Genomic DNA, 16100 nt, shown 5'->3' with positions numbered 1-16100 from the left:
ATTTGCTGACGATAAATAAGGTTTACTATCAGCAAAACGGCCGTATTCTCAATTTGCTGACGATAAATAAGGTTTACTATCAGCAAAACGGCCGTATTCTCAATTTGCTGACGATAAATAAGGTTTACTATCAGCAAAACGGCCGTATTCTCAATTTGCTGACGATAAATAAGGTTTACTATCAGCAAAACGGCCGTATTCTCAATTTGCTGACGATAAATAAGGTTTACTATCAGCAAAACGGCCGTATTCTCAATTTGCTGACGATAAATAAGGTTTACTATCAGCAAAACGGCCGTATTCTCAATTTGCTGACGATAAATAAGGTTTACTATCAGCAAAACGGCCGTATTCTCAATTTGCTGACGATAAATAAGGTTTACTATCAGCAAAACGGCCGTATTCTCAATTTGCTGACGATAAATAAGGTTTACTATCAGCAAAACGGCCGTATTCTCAATTTGCTGACGATAAATAAGGTTTACTATCAGCAAAACGGCCGTATTCTCAATTTGCTGACGATAAATAAGGTTTACTATCAGCAAAACGGCCGTATTCTCAATTTGCTGACGATAAATAAGGTTTACTATCAGCAAAACGGCCGTATTCTCAATTTGCTGACGATAAATAAGGTTTACTATCAGCAAAACGGCCGTAGTCTCGATTAGCTGACGATAAATAAGGTTTACTATCAGCAAAACGGCCGTAGTCTCGATTAGCTGACGATAAATAAGGTTTACTATCAGCAAAACAGCTGAAGCCTCAATTTGGTTGCACGATAGCGGAGCGTATATCATTAGGTGCGGTGAAATTCACTTACTTATTAATTTCCTTTGAATGAATACTGCGCTGATTATAAATGTTTACTTGTCAATGTAATAAGTGTTTCTAAACTTACCAACTGGTTTGTGATTAATAGAAATAATCCTCCTTACGGTAGTAACTGAATCAATAATTTTGCACCACTCCTGAATGGAAGAAGTGGTTATTTTTTTGTCAGGAAAAAGCACTTTATATTCCTCGATGTTTCGTAAAACAGAATTTTCAATTTTTTCTCTAAAACCACAAATTTTACAAACTACCATTTTTGAATTTGTATAGACTTCAAATGAATGACATTCCTTGCAATATATGCCCTTTTTAAGCTGATCATAAGTATATTCGGGTTTTCGGATATATGGTGATGTATCTAAATTGTGGGCTAGTAATTTTTCAGCTAATTTAACTTGTTTATCTTTAATTTTTGATTTTTGTAAAGTTAAATCGAGTTTTTGTAGGAAACGTTTGATTTGTGTTGGGAAAATAATCGGTAGGTTGATAGGAGCTTGATATAAGTAAAAATTGGGGTTAATAAAGATAACGTTGGAACTAATTAATTGGTTACATCCAATATTTTGAAGCAATCGTTTCAATAAGGTCTCACAGCGATTTAGTTGATGAATAGGATTTTTGATTTCAATTTCAGTTATCGAATACCACTTGTTATCTGAACAAACATAATAGTCGCCATCAAAGTTTTTTACATCAAAAAGATAAATGTTTTCCCCACTTATTATTAACGAATCAATTTGAAATATAGTATTATTAATCTCGAACAATAAATCGAACATTCCAATAAAATCGCCTTGTAAATTTTCCACTAGTTGATCAAAATTTGTTTCACCTTCAAATCCTTTTTCGAGCAAACGATAATGGCTTAGCTCACTTTCTGGTAAATTTGTTCTAGTATTTAGATACCTTAAAACTAATAATTCTAAAGTTTCACAGCGGTTTTTAATGATCATTTTTAATCCCTTCCTTTTATATAATTGAAATGGTGGTAAAAAAATTAATGAACGAATTGATAAATGAAGTAAAGATCTAATCGATAAATGATGGAATTAATGAAGTTGAGAATTATAATTACGGGTTTTATAAATAAAGTAAAGAATGAATTGATAAATGAAGTAATATTTGAAGAGATAAATGTGGTATTAAAAATGGCATTATGTAGCGGCTTGGGATTGTCCTATTAATAGATTATATAAAAAAAGACTAGTTTTTACAAATAGAACGATAATAAGCAAATAGCAACTAATCAAGATTACTAGACTAACTTACTAAAAAAAGTAGGACGACAATAATTAACCTGATTTAAAGTAGGACAATACTTAGCATGATTTAAAGTATGAAAATAATTAAACTGATATTTTGAATTATTCTGCACTTCCTTTGTAAAAATCTTAGATAAACTTGAAAAAAATGATTATTTAACTTTGTTTGATTTAATATTATACTTAATGAGTAATTTGATTCATTTCTATAACTTTATCAAAAACGTTATAACATTTTTTATATTATTATTTAAGTAGAAGTCCGTAATTGAAGTAGAAGTCCGTAATTGAAGTAGAAGTCCGTAACTTAAATAGAAATTTGCATTTTTTCGGACTAAATATATCCGCATTTTTTTCAGACAAAACCAATAAATTAAAAGGAGCAATTATGAAAAAATTCAAGCCAATTCTTGAAATTATTTGTTATCTAGTATTGCCAATCGTGATTTGGAAGTATGGGCGAGAACCGCTTGGGGATTATTATGCGATGCTACTTTCAACCGGTCCTGCCTTTATATATACGGTATGGAACTTTTTTAATGAACGCCAATTTAATGTCTCGGGCTTATATATTATGTCATCGTTGATGATTAATACGATTTTAGATTTAATAAGTGATTCAGCGGAATGGATGCTTTGGAATGGAATTTATTTCAACTTTGGGATGATTGCCTTTTTACTATTTACAATTATTATTAAACGTCCAATCGTCATGTATTTCTTAATTGATGCAGCTTATGTTCAAGGCACCCCACGTGAGGAAAGTAAGAAGAAATATCGTTCGAAAGAATTGTTTATATATTTCCAATGGCTAACTGCATTTTTAATCTTGCGTGACGTTCTCGAAAGCGGCTTGAAAATTTGGTTAATAAATAAGTACGGTGTTGATGGGTATGGCCAAATTTTAATTTCAATGAGAACATTTGGCTGGGTCATGTCTGTTGTATTTGTTGCTGCCGTAATGTATGTATTTAATAAAATCATGCAATATACAGAAAAAGAAGAACAAAAACTAAAAGAAAAAGAGGTAGCTGTATTAAATCAATCCATTGAACTTGAATAAAGGTAAGCTTGTGAACTTGAATAAGTGAATGGGTGCATAGTCACTTCATTCACTTATTTTTATGTGCTCGTATTTTTTGTTCTTCTGATTGTATTGCAAATGAAAAGTATAAGACATTGCCTACCATAAGACGGACTACTTCTATTGGAATCGCAGGAAGTGTACGCTTAATATAATTTTTAGCAGCCTCCTTTACTACTAAATTCAATTCATTTTCGGCGCAGGTCAGAAAAACATTCTTGTCCAAATACAGAAAAGCTTCGCATCTGCCATTCACTTCTTTTACTTCATGCTTCAAAAACATTTTTAATAAAATCCACCTTAAATTAAAGTTGTTATTGTTGATAGCTTAGGCAATTTTTTAACGTACTATCCTTTGAAAGTCAGAAAATTTATTTTTGGCATTTATAAATCTATTAAACAGTTGTCAATTTCCCATAAATATGTAAATATGTAAAAATAGATTGCTAGATTATACTTTTATTGAAGGAAGGATTGCGAATGAACTATAGAGCAATGCGTAGAGAAGGGAAAATAGTAACAAACCAAGAAAAAATCAACAACTTGCTAAATTCATGTAAAGTAGGTTACTTAGGTTTAGTTGATGATGAAGGAACATATGTTGTTCCGCTGAACTATGTGTGGAAAGATGAAAAAATTTACTTCCATGGTAGTGAGCAAGGACGAAAAGTTGATGCGATTCGAACTAATAATCGTGTTTGTTTTACTATCACTGAAGATCGCGGAATCATTGCCAATCCAGCTCCAGCAAATATTGGTACAGACTTTAGTAGTGTCATGGTGTTTGGAAAAATCAGAACGGTAGATCATTTGGAAGAAGCAACAGATGCATTACAGGCAATGTTAGATAAATTTGTTCCAGGCTATTTTGAGCGGGAGCTTGAGAAAAAATATGTTGAGTCATACCGATCCTCACTTGGTAGTAAAACTGTAGTTTATTGCCTCGAAGTTGATCAAATCACAGCAAAAGAAGCTACTGTGGCAAGGGAAAATTTATTTTATCCTGGGCGTAAACAAAGAGACGATCTAAAAAAAGAAAAATAATCTCCACCACTATTGCGAAAATTATTATAGAATAATAGTAAAAAGGGTAGCTGTATACGGCGCTCTTTTTTTGAGGTTCACTGAACGTCATATATAGTTTATTTAAGGAAGCGTAGTAGGGGGAAGGAAAATGATACGAACATTAATATGGTTTAGCTATTTTTGGGGATTTTTATTTTGGCATTTTCCTGCAATAAGAAAGGCAAGAGTAGAAGCAGAAAACCTTCCGCTGGCTGAACGGGATGAACTCATAGCTTCATTACCTAGAAGATGGGCACGAACATTAGTAAAGTTAACTGGTTCAACAGTAGAAGTATTTGGTGAGGAACATATTCCGAAGGATCGTCCAGTTCTATTTGTTAGCAACCATCAAGGGAATTTCGATGTTCCAATATTAATAGGTTTTATTCATAAACCAAAAGGTTTTATTTCGAAAATTGAAGTAAAAAAAATGCCAATTATCGGAAGCTACATGGAAGCGATGAAATGTGTGTTTATTGACAGGAAGAACAAAAGGCAATCAGTAAAAGCGATTCAAGAAGGAATTAAGTATTTGAAAGATGGTCATTCTTTAGTCATTTTCCCTGAAGGGACAAGGAGTAAAGGGAAGGAAATTGGAGAGTTTAAAGGTGGTTCCTTTCGTCTAGCAGTAAAATCTGAGGTACCGATTATCCCAGTTACTATCAATGGATCTTATCAAATTATGGAGAAAAATGGTTTTATTATGAAACCAGCAAACGTAAAAGTTTATGTATCAGACCCTATCTTTATTGATGATGTTAAGCATTTAAGTATGGACGAGCTAGGTCAATATGTAAAAACAATCATTGCAAAAAATTTGAAAAATCCAGGTAATTCATTGAAATAGATAAACAGAACCATAAACAGAACCATAAACAGAATCAAAATCAAAATTAAAATCAAAATTAAAATCAAAATTAAAATCAAAATCAAAATTAAAATCAAAATCAAAATCAGAATTTAAATCAGAATTAAAAATCATAAACAATGAAAGAAATCAAAATATCAATCTTCTTTTTCCAATAGTATTCCCTTAATAGACACAATTTTTACAATAGAAACATTATTAATAGGTTATAATGTGGTTTAGAAGCAAATTCTAATTTGGATTAGGAGGAATAGATATGTTAATTACAACCGTGATATCCTTAGCTAAAGATGAGTTAGAAGGCCTCTTAAATATGAAGGCATCATTTAATTATGAAGAATATGAAGATAGTGTTTTAGCTTGTGTGGACGGCTTTATTGACAACAGAACATCCGAAAATATAACTATTGATGATGCCATGGAAGCATTATTCTCAATCCTGAAGGAAAAGGGGATTGCTCCAAAGGATGTAGTAGATTTCTCATTTGAAATCCCTTCCTGTGGTCGGACATTTGAACATGATCACAATGATAATGAAGGTTTTGAAGATGTTGAGTTCACGGTTTCTTTTACGACAACAAAATAATAATATTAAAGCCTCCACCTAATTTAAAAGTGGGGGCCTTTTCTATTTACTTTTGCTAAAAAATTCAAAAATCAATTGATAACGCACTCTATCTACGTGGAAACTTATTGAAAATTGTTATGATAAGCTATATGATAGCATTAAGATATCAATATAATAGCAATATTTATTAATGATAAGGTGGGGGAAAAAGTGACGGAGCAATCAAGGGTACAATTAAACTTACGGGTGACAAAGGAAACAATTCAAAAGCTAGATGAAATAGTGGAGTATTACCAAGAAAACACAAAATTTGGACGGGTATATAAGGGTGATGTACTTACCGACATTATTGAAAAAGCACATGCATTAATGCTTAAACAAAGTCATTTTAATAAGCAGTACTAGCAGCTTATAATTGAGAGGAGATTTAAATTAGCATGAATTCAAGAATATATAATCGTTTACTATTTGCCCTAATATTATTTGTAACGCTACTTTCACCTATTCAAACGAAAAATGTACATGCAAATGAAAGGATCAATTTTTCATACATATATTCAGTTAGTAAAAATGACTATGTAAAACATGTTGATCAGGCAAATAACACCATAAACATAATCGCTCCTAACTATTTTGATTTATCAAAACATGGAGATCTCATAATCACCGAAAACTTTGATGCGGCTTTTATAAAAGAAATGAAAAAAAGGAATATTAAAGTTGTACCTTTCTTAAGCAACCACTGGGATAAAGAAGCTGGCATAAACGCATTGAAAAACAAAGATACTTTAACGACAAAAATAGTCGAGCAAATATTAAAACATAATTTAGATGGTATCAATATCGATATTGAAGGCCTTTCCCATTCAGAAAGAGATGCATTTAGTGAGTTCGTTAAAACTTTGAAAAGTAAGATGCCTGCTGATAAAGAACTTTCTTTAGCAGTTGCAGCCAACCCGAAAGGATCTAAAACTGGATGGCATGGTAGCTATGATTATAATAAACTTGCGGATCATGCTGATTATTTAATTATTATGGCTTATGACGAGAGCTATAGAGGTGGAAAGCCAGGACCTGTAGCGAGTATTGAGTTTGTTGAAAAATCAATTCAGTATGCAATTGACGAAGGAGTATCAGCGGACAAACTTGTTTTAGGCATTCCGTTTTATGGGCGAATTTGGAAATTAGAAGATATAGAGACTAATAGTGGTGTTGTTGGGGACGGTATTTGGATGAACAAGACTTTTAGCTTTATAGAAAACTATCGTGGTACTACGGAATTGGTTGAAAAAAAAGGTAGTTTAGTAGCTCGCGTAACAATAACTGAAAATGATCCACCATATCAATTATTTTCTTGGAAGCCGGCTTTTACACCGGGTCATTACGAAGTATGGTTTGATAATGAGCAAACCATTCAAAAAAAGCTTGAACTTGTAAATAAATATAACTTAAAGGGAACAGCTAATTGGAGCTTAGGGCAGGAAGCACCAACTATTTGGGCAAGCTATAAAACATGGTTAAATCCGACATTAACTGTATCTACTCCAGCGAAATCAAGCAATAATCCAATCCCAGTTTCAAATTCTATTAGTGTCGTTGTGAATGGTGAAACACTTATCTTTGATCAAGAACCATATATCTATGCTGGGAAGACACTTGTGCCGTTAAGAGGAGTCTTTGAAAAGCTAGAGGCAACAGTAGATTGGGATCAAACAAAGAAAGAAGTTACGGCCATTAAAGGAGATACAACGGTATGGCTAAAAGCGAACTCACTACAAGCGAAAATAAATGACATCCCAACTGAAATTGATGTACCTGTCCAAATTAAAGAAGGAAGAACAATGATACCATTGCGATTTATTGGTGAAGCTTTCGGTGCAAATGTACAATGGGAAAATACAACAAAGCAAGTATTCATTGAATTTTAACATTTAACATAAATATTAAAAGATTACATTATACAATGCCTCCTTTTGGTTACATTAATGAAAAGGAGGTGTTTTTATGGAGCCAAGTGCACAAGATAAATTCTCAAATACTTTTCTTCCGTTTACGTCAATCTCTAGCGGCATAGGAGAATCAGTCCTGCCAGATCTTTATAATTATTGTATTCAAATTGTTAACATAAGCTTTGTTGGTGATCCAACAACTAATAGTGGTTGGGTACTTATTGATGCTGGAATGCCTCATTCAGCTGAAGAAATAATAAGAGAGGCAGAAGAACGCTTTGGAGAAGGAGCGAGACCAAATGCGATCATTTTAACTCACGGTCATTTCGATCATGTTGGTTCGATTGTTGAATTACTTGAACATTGGGATGTTCCAGTTTATGCTCATGAACTCGAGCTCCCATATTTAACTGGTCATGCAGATTATCCTCCAGGTGACCCTTCAGTTGATGGTGGTTTCGTTTCAGAAATGTCACCATTATTCCCTAACCATGGAATTAACCTTGGTGATAAAGTAAAAGTACTACCGAAGGACGGAAGTATTCCAGAAATGGCAGAATGGCAATGGATTCACACTCCAGGCCACACTCCAGGCCATATATCATTATTTAGAGAACAAGATCGTGCCTTAATTGCTGGAGATGCATTTGTCACAGTGAAACAAGAATCATTATATAAGGTTATGACCCAACAACAGGAAGTTAGTGGTCCACCTAAATATTTTACGATCGATTGGAATCAAGCTAAGGAATCTGTGAAAAAGTTAGCTGCTCTAAAGCCGGCAGTTGCAATTACAGGGCATGGTTTTCCAATAGTAGGTGAGCAATTGACAAATGAACTGGCTAAATTAATCGAACATTTTGATGAAATCGCACTTCCAGAAAATCAACGTAATCTCAATTAATAGCAAAAATCCATATCCTATATTTGACTAAGACCATAGAGAATATTTGACTATGACCACAAAGCTGATTATAAGTGTCCAAAAATTGGGCACTTGTTTTTATTTTTGGACATCTTTCAAAAAGAGATTAAGTGAGATAGTAGGAATTTCGCCCTTTTTACAAACATCGATACTGGCATGAAAATTGCATAAGAATAGGGGTGAACATATTAATTAAGGGGGAGAAATGTATGCAAATAAAAGAATGTGTAGCACTAGTCACAGGGGGAGCATCTGGTCTCGGAGAAGCAACAGTTCGAAATATTGTGACGAAAGGTGGCAAAGCGGTTATTTTAGATTTGTCGGAGGAAAAAGGATTGGCTCTCGTTGATGAATATGGAGAAGAGCATGTTTTATATTTACATACAGATGTTACGAAGGAGGACGACGTCCAATTAGCGATTAGTCAAGCACTTGAAAAATACAACTATATAAATACTGTTGTAAACTGTGCTGGTATTGCAATAGCCCAGAAGCTTCTAAGTAAGAAAGGAGTCCATAGTTTAGAAGATTTCTCAAAGGTTATTTCTGTCAATTTAATTGGAACATTCAATGTGATTCGACTTGCCGTTGAAAGAATGAAGGAAAATGAACCAAATGAAAATGGTGAACGGGGTGTAATTATTAATACCGCATCAGTTGCAGCATTTGAAGGCCAAATTGGCCAGGCTGCATATAGTGCCTCGAAAGGTGGAGTTGTCGGGATGACATTGCCGATTGCTAGAGAGCTTGCTGCTGATGGCATTCGTGTAATGACGATTGCGCCTGGATTATTCCATACGCCAATGTTTGATATGCTACCTGAGACAGCTAGGGAATCTTTAGGAGCAATGGTGCCGTTTCCATCTAGGTTAGGATTTCCATCTGAATACGCTAAATTAACTGAAAGCATTATTGAAAATCCAATGCTAAATGGTGAGGTTATTCGTCTTGATGGTGCAATTCGAATGCAACCTAAATAGAGTTGCAATAATCGTACAAACTTTAGTTTGAATCACAACACGGAAGTAAACGCGACGTGTATATCCAGCCGCGGATGTTGCAATAGGTATGAATTAAATAAGTTTTTTTCTTGGTTGGGCATAAGAAGTATTTTTGTTGTAAACTACAATTCAACAAATTCGGACTTCTTATGTCTTTTTTTGTTGGAAAATGAAATACCATCGTCCAAAAACTTTATCGTCACATATGGTAAGATAAAATAAATATATTTCAAAAATCTATTATCGCAAAGGAGAATGCTTTGTGATTCAATTACAAGATATGATGACTCCCATTAATAGGACAATCAAAAGAAATTCGAGTTTACAAGAAGCAATTGAAATTATGAAGGATAACAAGTGGAACATCATACCTGTAACGAACAGTGATGGTAAGTTGATTGGAGTGTTAACAAGGTCAAAGGTGTATGAAATGGTTTTAGCCCAATTGCCTCTACAAGCTAAAGTTGAAAAATATATTATTAAAGAAGCAGTAGCCTTGCCAGTAAATACCCCATACGAGGTTATTGAAGAGGTTGTTAAGAGAAGTCGTGTCGGCACGGGCGTTGTTCTCGATGAAAAAGATCGTGTCATCGGTCTATTTACGAAAACGGATATGATAGCAACTTTACTTCGATCTTCTAATTCCCTAAAGGGACAGTTGGAAATAATTCTGGAAAACTCCCATTTAGGGGCAATTATGACAAATGGAGACCAGCAGATTATTTATGTCAATGACCGTTTGAGTAAAATGCTAGAAACTGAATATGACGAACTTATTGGTGAATCTTTATCGACCGTCATACCTAGTATTAACATAAACAATCTCGAGGATGACGTTCATATTAAAAAGCTACAAATCGGAGCTCACCAGACAATTTTAAGGCTATCATCCTATCAAACTGTTCGAAATCGCAAAGGCTTCATTGCGTTGTTTCAAGACATTTCAGAGCTTGAAGGGATGGCTTCTGAGCTTGAGTCAGTAAGAAATTTAAAACAAACCTTGGACACTGCTATTGACCATGCTTATGACGGCATGATCATGATCGATGATAAAGGTGTTATCAAAATGGTTAATCCACCTTTACTTGAACTGTTTTCATTGAAAAAATTAGATTTAGTTGGGAAGCAAGTTGACAAGCTATTGCCTCATTTACATTTGACAAATGTCTTGAAAAGCGAGCAGGCTGAGGTTAGCGACTTTTTAGAAATCAACGGCATTAAATACATCATAAATAGAATTCCAATTTTTCAAGCTGGGAAAGTGATAGGTGCGATTGGAACGATTATGTTTCGTCAGCTTAATCAAGTAAGTGAATTATTTAAAAAGCTAGAAAAGGCTGAGCATAAAGCAGCCTACTATTTGAAACAATTGCAAAATACAGAAACGTCAAGATTTACATGGGAACAAATTATTAGCAACGACCCATTTATAGATAAGCTGAAAAAAAGTGCGGCCAAAGCCGCAAAAGGGCGATCAACGATATTAATCAGAGGTGAAAGTGGTACAGGCAAGGAGCTGTTTGCTCATGCTATTCATAGTAGTAGCGCACGCAAGGATGGAAGGTTTGTCGTTGTAAACTGTGCTGCTATCCCAGAAGACTTATTAGAATCAGAATTTTTCGGTTATGAAGGTGGTGCTTTTACTGGGGCAAAACAAAAAGGTAAACCTGGGAAGTTTGATTTAGCCGACGGTGGAACACTTTTTTTAGATGAAATTGGAGATATGTCATTATCCTTGCAAGCCAAGCTTTTACGTGTTTTACAAGAAAGGGAGTTTTATCGTGTTGGCGGTACTGAACGGATTCAAGTAGATGTACGAATTATTGCGGCAACGAACAGACCTCTTGAGGAAATGGTCGAAAACGGTGAATTTCGTGAGGATTTGTACTATCGGTTAAATGTTATATCATTCCATATTCCACCACTGCGGAAGCGCCCCCATGATATTGGTTTACTAATTGCTACGTTTATAAAGGATTTAAATCGTTTATTAGGAACTAGTGTAACCGGCATCCACCAAGATGCCCAAGACATTTTATTGCGTTATCATTGGCCTGGCAATGTCCGAGAGCTAAGAAATATTTTAGAAAGAGCAATGACATTTGCTGAGTTTGGTAAAATCCAAGCAAGCGATTTACCTGAATATGTAATAGAAAAGGTTGATAAAACAGCAATTCAAACGATTACTCATTTTAAACTAGCTGAAAGTGCTGAACTTGATGCAATTAAACGGGCGTTACATGATTGTGGTGGAAACAAATCAAAAGCAGCGAAAATATTAGGAATAAGTCGTTCAGGACTTTATGAAAAATTAAAAAAGTACAAACTGTAACGAAAGGGTGTCTAAAAAATAGACACTCTTTTTATTTTAGGTGTTCGTAAATCAAACAATTAATCACTGTTTTGTTTGTTATTTTGTATAAGTTTAACTGAATTTGAGGTTGGCACATTACTTGCATAATACATTTGTAAGCTAGGACTTCGATTTTAGGCTTTGTTACAAGGCTTCATAAAAAAAATCACAGGGAGGGATTACGATATGGATATTGGTAGTTACTTATCATTAAATGCAAGGAAACACCCAACTAAATTGGCAATAACGTGTGAAGGAAGAGACTTTACGTATGAACAGTTTAATGATAAAGTCAACCAGTTAGCGAATGGTTTACTTGCGATGGGATTAGAAAAAGGCGATAAGCTTGCACTGATGATGAAAAATTCAGATTCATATGTTTTTTCCTTTTTTGCCGGAGCAAAAATTGGGGCTGTCGTAGTACCGATAAATTTTCGATTAACTGCAACTGAAGTAAGTTATATATTACAGCAGTCTGAAAGTAAAGTGATCATTTGTGATAACGAATATTCTACGTTAATCGATGATGCCATCGAACAAGCTTCTATTTTTGCTCAAATAACTGTAATATCTGTCGGTAAATCAAGTAATGAGGTTCATTTTTCCTTTGAAGAAGTGCTTTCATCTAATCGAAATGAACCAAACGTGGAAGTCGATGAAACAGATGATTTAGAAATACTATATACATCTGGAACTACCGGTCGTCCTAAAGGGGCTTTATTTGATCACCGTCGTATATTTAATGTTGCTGTAACGATGATGGTTGGAATGGGTATTAATCCGAAGGACCGCCTTTTACATTTAGCACCTTTATTCCATTCTGCACAACTAAACTTATTTTTAATAACAGGAGTTATTTTAGGTGCATCACACGTCATTCATCGTGATTTCCACCCTGTTGAAACGTTAAAAGCAATTGAAAAACACAAAATTACCCACTTTTTTGGTGTTCCAGCCATGTATAATTTCCTTCTTCAAGTACCTAACTTCGATGAATATGATTTGTCGTCTGTTTTACGATATGGTTATGGAGCTGCTCCAATGGCCCCTGAGCTTGTTCGAAAAAGTATGGAATTATTTAAAACCGACCGATTTTTTAATTTATGTGGTTTAACGGAGGCCGGACCTGGTGGAATTTTACTAGATCCTGAAGATCACGTGAACCATTTAGGTAAAGGTGGAAGAGCGTTTGCATTAACAGATGCCCGCGTCGTTGATTCAACAGGTCAAGACGTGAAACCTGGAGTTGTAGGAGAATTTATTTTACGTGGTCCCACGATTATGAAGGAATATTACAACAAGCCTGAAGAAACAAAAAGAGCGCTGGTAGATGGTTGGTTGTATACTGGTGACTTGGCAGTTATGGATGAAGAGGGCTATATAACGCTAGTGGATCGAAAAAAGGATATGATCATTACGGGTGGGGAAAACGTTTATTCAATTGAAGTTGAGCAAATTATGTATGAACATCCACAAGTATTAGAGGCAGCAACAATTGGCCTGCCAGATGAACTATGGGGAGAAATTGTTACGGCAGTCGTTGTACCGAAACAAGGTGAAGAAATTAATGAACAGGAATTTAAAAGCTTTTGTCGACAGAAGCTTGCCAGCTATAAAGTACCAAGAAAAATCATATTTGAAAAACAGCTTCCAAGGAATGCATCTGGGAAAATTTTAAAATATCAGCTTCGTGAACGTTTAAAAAACTTACAATCTTAAAAACTCATATAATAGAAAGCGTTTTCATACACTATAAAATCGAATAGGAGGCTTCAATGATGGGGCATTTATATTTACGACAAGAGCACGATATCTTTAGAAAAGCGTTGCGGAAATTTTTGGAGAAGGAAGCTTATCCGTATTATGACCAATGGGAGGAGGACAGGATCATCCCACGATCTTTCTGGAAAAAGATGGGCGATAACGGTTTTCTTTGCCCTGATGTACCTGAACAATATGGTGGCACAGGAGTCGATTGGGGGTTCTCAGTTGTAATAAACGAGGAAATCGAGCGGGTTGGGTCAGGATTAGTTGGCATCGGTCTTCATAATGACATAGTTGTTCCGTATATAACCGCATACGGCTCAGAAGAACAAAAACAGCGTTGGCTTCCAGGCTGTGTGTCTGGTGATACAATTTCAGCAATTGCCATGACTGAGCCTGGTGCCGGTTCTGATTTAGCGAATATTAAAACAACGGCAATCCTTGAGAGTGACCATTATGTCGTAAACGGGCAAAAAACATTTATAACAAATGGTATTCACGCTGATTTAGTAATTGTTGCTTGTAAAACAAATCCGAAAGCTGAACCAAAGCACAGAGGGGTAAGCCTACTTGTTATCGAACGAGGTACACCTGGTTTTTCGAGAGGACGAAAGCTAAATAAAGTTGGACTTCATAGTCAAGATACAGCTGAGCTGATATTTGAGGATTGCCGAGTACCAAAAGAAAATCTTTTAGGCGAGGAAGGAAAAGGGTTTTTATATTTAATGGAAAAGCTACAGCAGGAACGTCTTCTAGTTGCGATAGCAGCCCAAGTAGCTGCTGAAGATATGTTGGAAATGACAATTGAGTATGTGAAAACTCGTGAAGCATTTGGCAAACCAATAAGCAAATTTCAAAATACTCAATTTAAAATTGCAGAAATGGCAACTGAGATTGAAATGGGACGTGCCTTTTTAGACCAGTTAATAGCTGATCATATTGCGCAAAAGGACATCGTGACAAAGGTATCCATGGCTAAATGGCGCTTAACAGACATGGCAAAAAAGATAGCAAGCGAATGTATGCAGCTTCATGGTGGTTACGGATATATGGAAGAGTACAAAATCGCGAGAAGATTTAGAGATATACCAGTGGCGGCCATTTATGCCGGAACAAATGAAATCATGAAAACAATTATTGCGAAAAACCTTGGATTGTAGATTTGAAGAAAGCTATATTAAAAAATATTTTGTTAAATAAATAACGGTTGTTTTTAGATTACGTTGTTACTAAACATTATTTTTATTGAGAGAGGAATGAAAAAAATGAGAGAAGCAGTTATTGTCGAAGCGGTACGAACTCCCGTTGGAAGACGTAATGGGTTGTTAAAGGATATTCGTCCCGATGATTTAGCAGCGTTAGTATTAAAAGAGGTTATTGATCGTGCAGGAATATCAGCTAGCTTAGTAGAGGATGTAATTATGGGTTGTGTTAGCCAATCAGGTGAACAAGCGGGTGACATCGGGCGTGTTGCTGCTTTAATTGCTGGGTACCCACTTGAGGTACCTGGAACTACAATCGATCGTCAATGCGGTTCAAGTCAGCAAGCCGTTCACTTTGCTGCACAAGCGATCATTAGTGGTGATATGGATATTGTTGTCGCTGCGGGTATTGAAAATATGTCGCGCGTTCCAATTGGCTCAAATTATCAAAATGCCCCTTTTAGTCCAAAGCTACTAGAGCGTTATGAGATTATTCACCAAGGATTGTCTGCAGAGCGAATAACTGAAAAGTGGGGATTTAGTCGAACAGAATTAGATCAATTTTCATTAGAAAGTCATGAAAAAGCATTGAAGGCACAGGCTGAAGGAAGATTTGAACGAGAAATCGTTCCAGTAGAAGTGAACTTGCCAGATGGGACAAAAACGATCATGACAACAGATTCCGGACCTAGGAAGGAAACCACTTTAGAGGTGTTGGGTGATTTAAAGCCATCATTTCAGGAAAACGGACGTATACATGCAGGTAACTCTAGTCAAATAAGTGACGGAGCGGGTGCATTATTAATTATGTCTCGAGAAAAAGCTGAGGAACTAGGACTTAAACCACGTTTTCGTATTTTAGCACGTGTTGTTGTTGGTTCAGATCCAACATTGATGCTAACAGGGGTTATCCCTGCTACCGAAAAAGTGTTAGCTAAAGCGGGCTTATCTGTTGATGATATTGATGTTTTTGAAGTGAATGAAGCATTTGCTCCTGTTCCGTTAGCCTGGTTAAAGGAAACTGGGGCAGATCCGAAAAAGCTAAATCCTAACGGTGGTGCAATCGCTTTAGGTCATCCGTTAGGCGCAAGTGGTGCTAGACTGATGATTACAATGATGCATGAACTCGAACGCACTGGTGGCCGCTACGGGCTTCAAACAATGTGTGAAGGTCACGGCATGGCGAATGCAACGATTATCGAACGACTAGATTAGCTCAATATAAAGT

Annotated in this window: 15 protein-coding genes; 12 read left to right on the top strand and 3 right to left on the bottom strand. The window is 35.5% G+C overall.

Features of this window, described 5'->3' with window-relative positions:
- Nucleotides 1–749, bottom strand: a 749-nt coding sequence (locus tag D612_RS19635; protein WP_161603223.1) for a hypothetical protein, incomplete at its 3' end; no start/stop codon positions are given.
- Between the two features lie 114 nt (nucleotides 750–863).
- Nucleotides 864–1784 carry a nuclease-related domain-containing protein gene (locus tag D612_RS0109245; RefSeq protein ID WP_017755179.1) on the bottom strand — a complete coding sequence of 307 codons (921 nt, stop codon included), beginning with the start codon at nucleotides 1782–1784 and terminating at the stop codon, nucleotides 864–866.
- Nucleotides 1785–2481: 697 nt separating this feature from the next.
- On the opposite strand from D612_RS0109245, the gene D612_RS0109240 reads away from it, so the two are divergent.
- Complete coding sequence (locus D612_RS0109240; protein WP_017755178.1) at nucleotides 2482–3156, top strand: VC0807 family protein; 675 nt, start codon at nucleotides 2482–2484, stop codon at nucleotides 3154–3156.
- 49 nt (nucleotides 3157–3205) lie between these two features.
- Here D612_RS0109240 and D612_RS0109235 read toward each other — a convergent pair whose 3' ends face one another.
- On the bottom strand, nucleotides 3206–3460 hold the full coding sequence (locus D612_RS0109235; protein WP_017755177.1) for a hypothetical protein: 255 nt from the start codon (nucleotides 3458–3460) through the stop codon (nucleotides 3206–3208).
- A gap of 197 nt (nucleotides 3461–3657) precedes the next feature.
- Between D612_RS0109235 and D612_RS0109230 the strand changes: the two genes are divergently transcribed.
- The 11 genes from D612_RS0109230 (at nucleotide 3658) to D612_RS0109175 (ending at nucleotide 16087) form a co-directional block, all read left to right on the top strand.
- Nucleotides 3658–4221 carry a pyridoxamine 5'-phosphate oxidase family protein gene (locus D612_RS0109230; RefSeq protein ID WP_017755176.1) on the top strand — a complete coding sequence of 188 codons (564 nt, stop codon included), beginning with the start codon at nucleotides 3658–3660 and terminating at the stop codon, nucleotides 4219–4221.
- Between the two features lie 130 nt (nucleotides 4222–4351).
- Nucleotides 4352–5089: a lysophospholipid acyltransferase family protein gene (locus D612_RS0109225; RefSeq protein WP_017755175.1), complete on the top strand. Its 738-nt coding sequence runs from the start codon at nucleotides 4352–4354 to the stop codon at nucleotides 5087–5089.
- 277 nt (nucleotides 5090–5366) lie between these two features.
- Nucleotides 5367–5696 carry a hypothetical protein gene (locus D612_RS0109215; RefSeq protein ID WP_017755173.1) on the top strand — a complete coding sequence of 110 codons (330 nt, stop codon included), beginning with the start codon at nucleotides 5367–5369 and terminating at the stop codon, nucleotides 5694–5696.
- A gap of 192 nt (nucleotides 5697–5888) precedes the next feature.
- A complete protein-coding gene (locus tag D612_RS0109210; protein WP_017755172.1) occupies nucleotides 5889–6083 on the top strand; it encodes a hypothetical protein in 195 nt (64 codons plus the stop codon).
- A 32-nt stretch (nucleotides 6084–6115) separates the two neighbouring features.
- On the top strand, nucleotides 6116–7606 hold the full coding sequence (locus D612_RS18185; RefSeq protein ID WP_017755171.1) for a stalk domain-containing protein: 1491 nt from the start codon (nucleotides 6116–6118) through the stop codon (nucleotides 7604–7606).
- A gap of 76 nt (nucleotides 7607–7682) precedes the next feature.
- The gene (locus D612_RS0109200) at nucleotides 7683–8531 is read left to right on the top strand and encodes an MBL fold metallo-hydrolase (RefSeq protein WP_017755170.1); all 849 of its coding nucleotides are present in this window, start codon (nucleotides 7683–7685) and stop codon (nucleotides 8529–8531) included.
- A gap of 230 nt (nucleotides 8532–8761) precedes the next feature.
- Nucleotides 8762–9532, top strand: a complete 771-nt coding sequence (locus D612_RS0109195; RefSeq protein WP_017755169.1) for a 3-hydroxyacyl-CoA dehydrogenase — start codon at nucleotides 8762–8764, stop codon at nucleotides 9530–9532.
- A gap of 283 nt (nucleotides 9533–9815) precedes the next feature.
- A complete protein-coding gene (locus D612_RS0109190; RefSeq protein ID WP_017755168.1) occupies nucleotides 9816–11885 on the top strand; it encodes a sigma-54-dependent Fis family transcriptional regulator in 2070 nt (689 codons plus the stop codon).
- 207 nt (nucleotides 11886–12092) lie between these two features.
- Entirely contained in the window at nucleotides 12093–13625 is a 1533-nt protein-coding gene (locus D612_RS0109185) for an acyl-CoA synthetase (RefSeq protein WP_017755167.1), read from the top strand.
- A 59-nt stretch (nucleotides 13626–13684) separates the two neighbouring features.
- Nucleotides 13685–14830 (top strand): acyl-CoA dehydrogenase family protein, encoded by a 1146-nt coding sequence (locus tag D612_RS0109180; RefSeq protein WP_017755166.1) that lies wholly within the window; start codon nucleotides 13685–13687, stop codon nucleotides 14828–14830.
- A gap of 105 nt (nucleotides 14831–14935) precedes the next feature.
- Nucleotides 14936–16087 carry a thiolase family protein gene (locus D612_RS0109175; protein WP_017755165.1) on the top strand — a complete coding sequence of 384 codons (1152 nt, stop codon included), beginning with the start codon at nucleotides 14936–14938 and terminating at the stop codon, nucleotides 16085–16087.
- Nucleotides 16088–16100: the final 13 nt, after the last annotated feature.

The sequence above is a fragment of the Calidifontibacillus oryziterrae genome (assembly GCF_000331575.1).
GTDB classification, from domain to species: domain Bacteria; phylum Bacillota; class Bacilli; order Bacillales; family Bacillaceae_J; genus Calidifontibacillus_A; species Calidifontibacillus_A oryziterrae.
The sequence above is the reverse complement of the archived record's forward strand: the minus strand, read 5'-3'. Positions and strand labels throughout refer to the sequence as shown.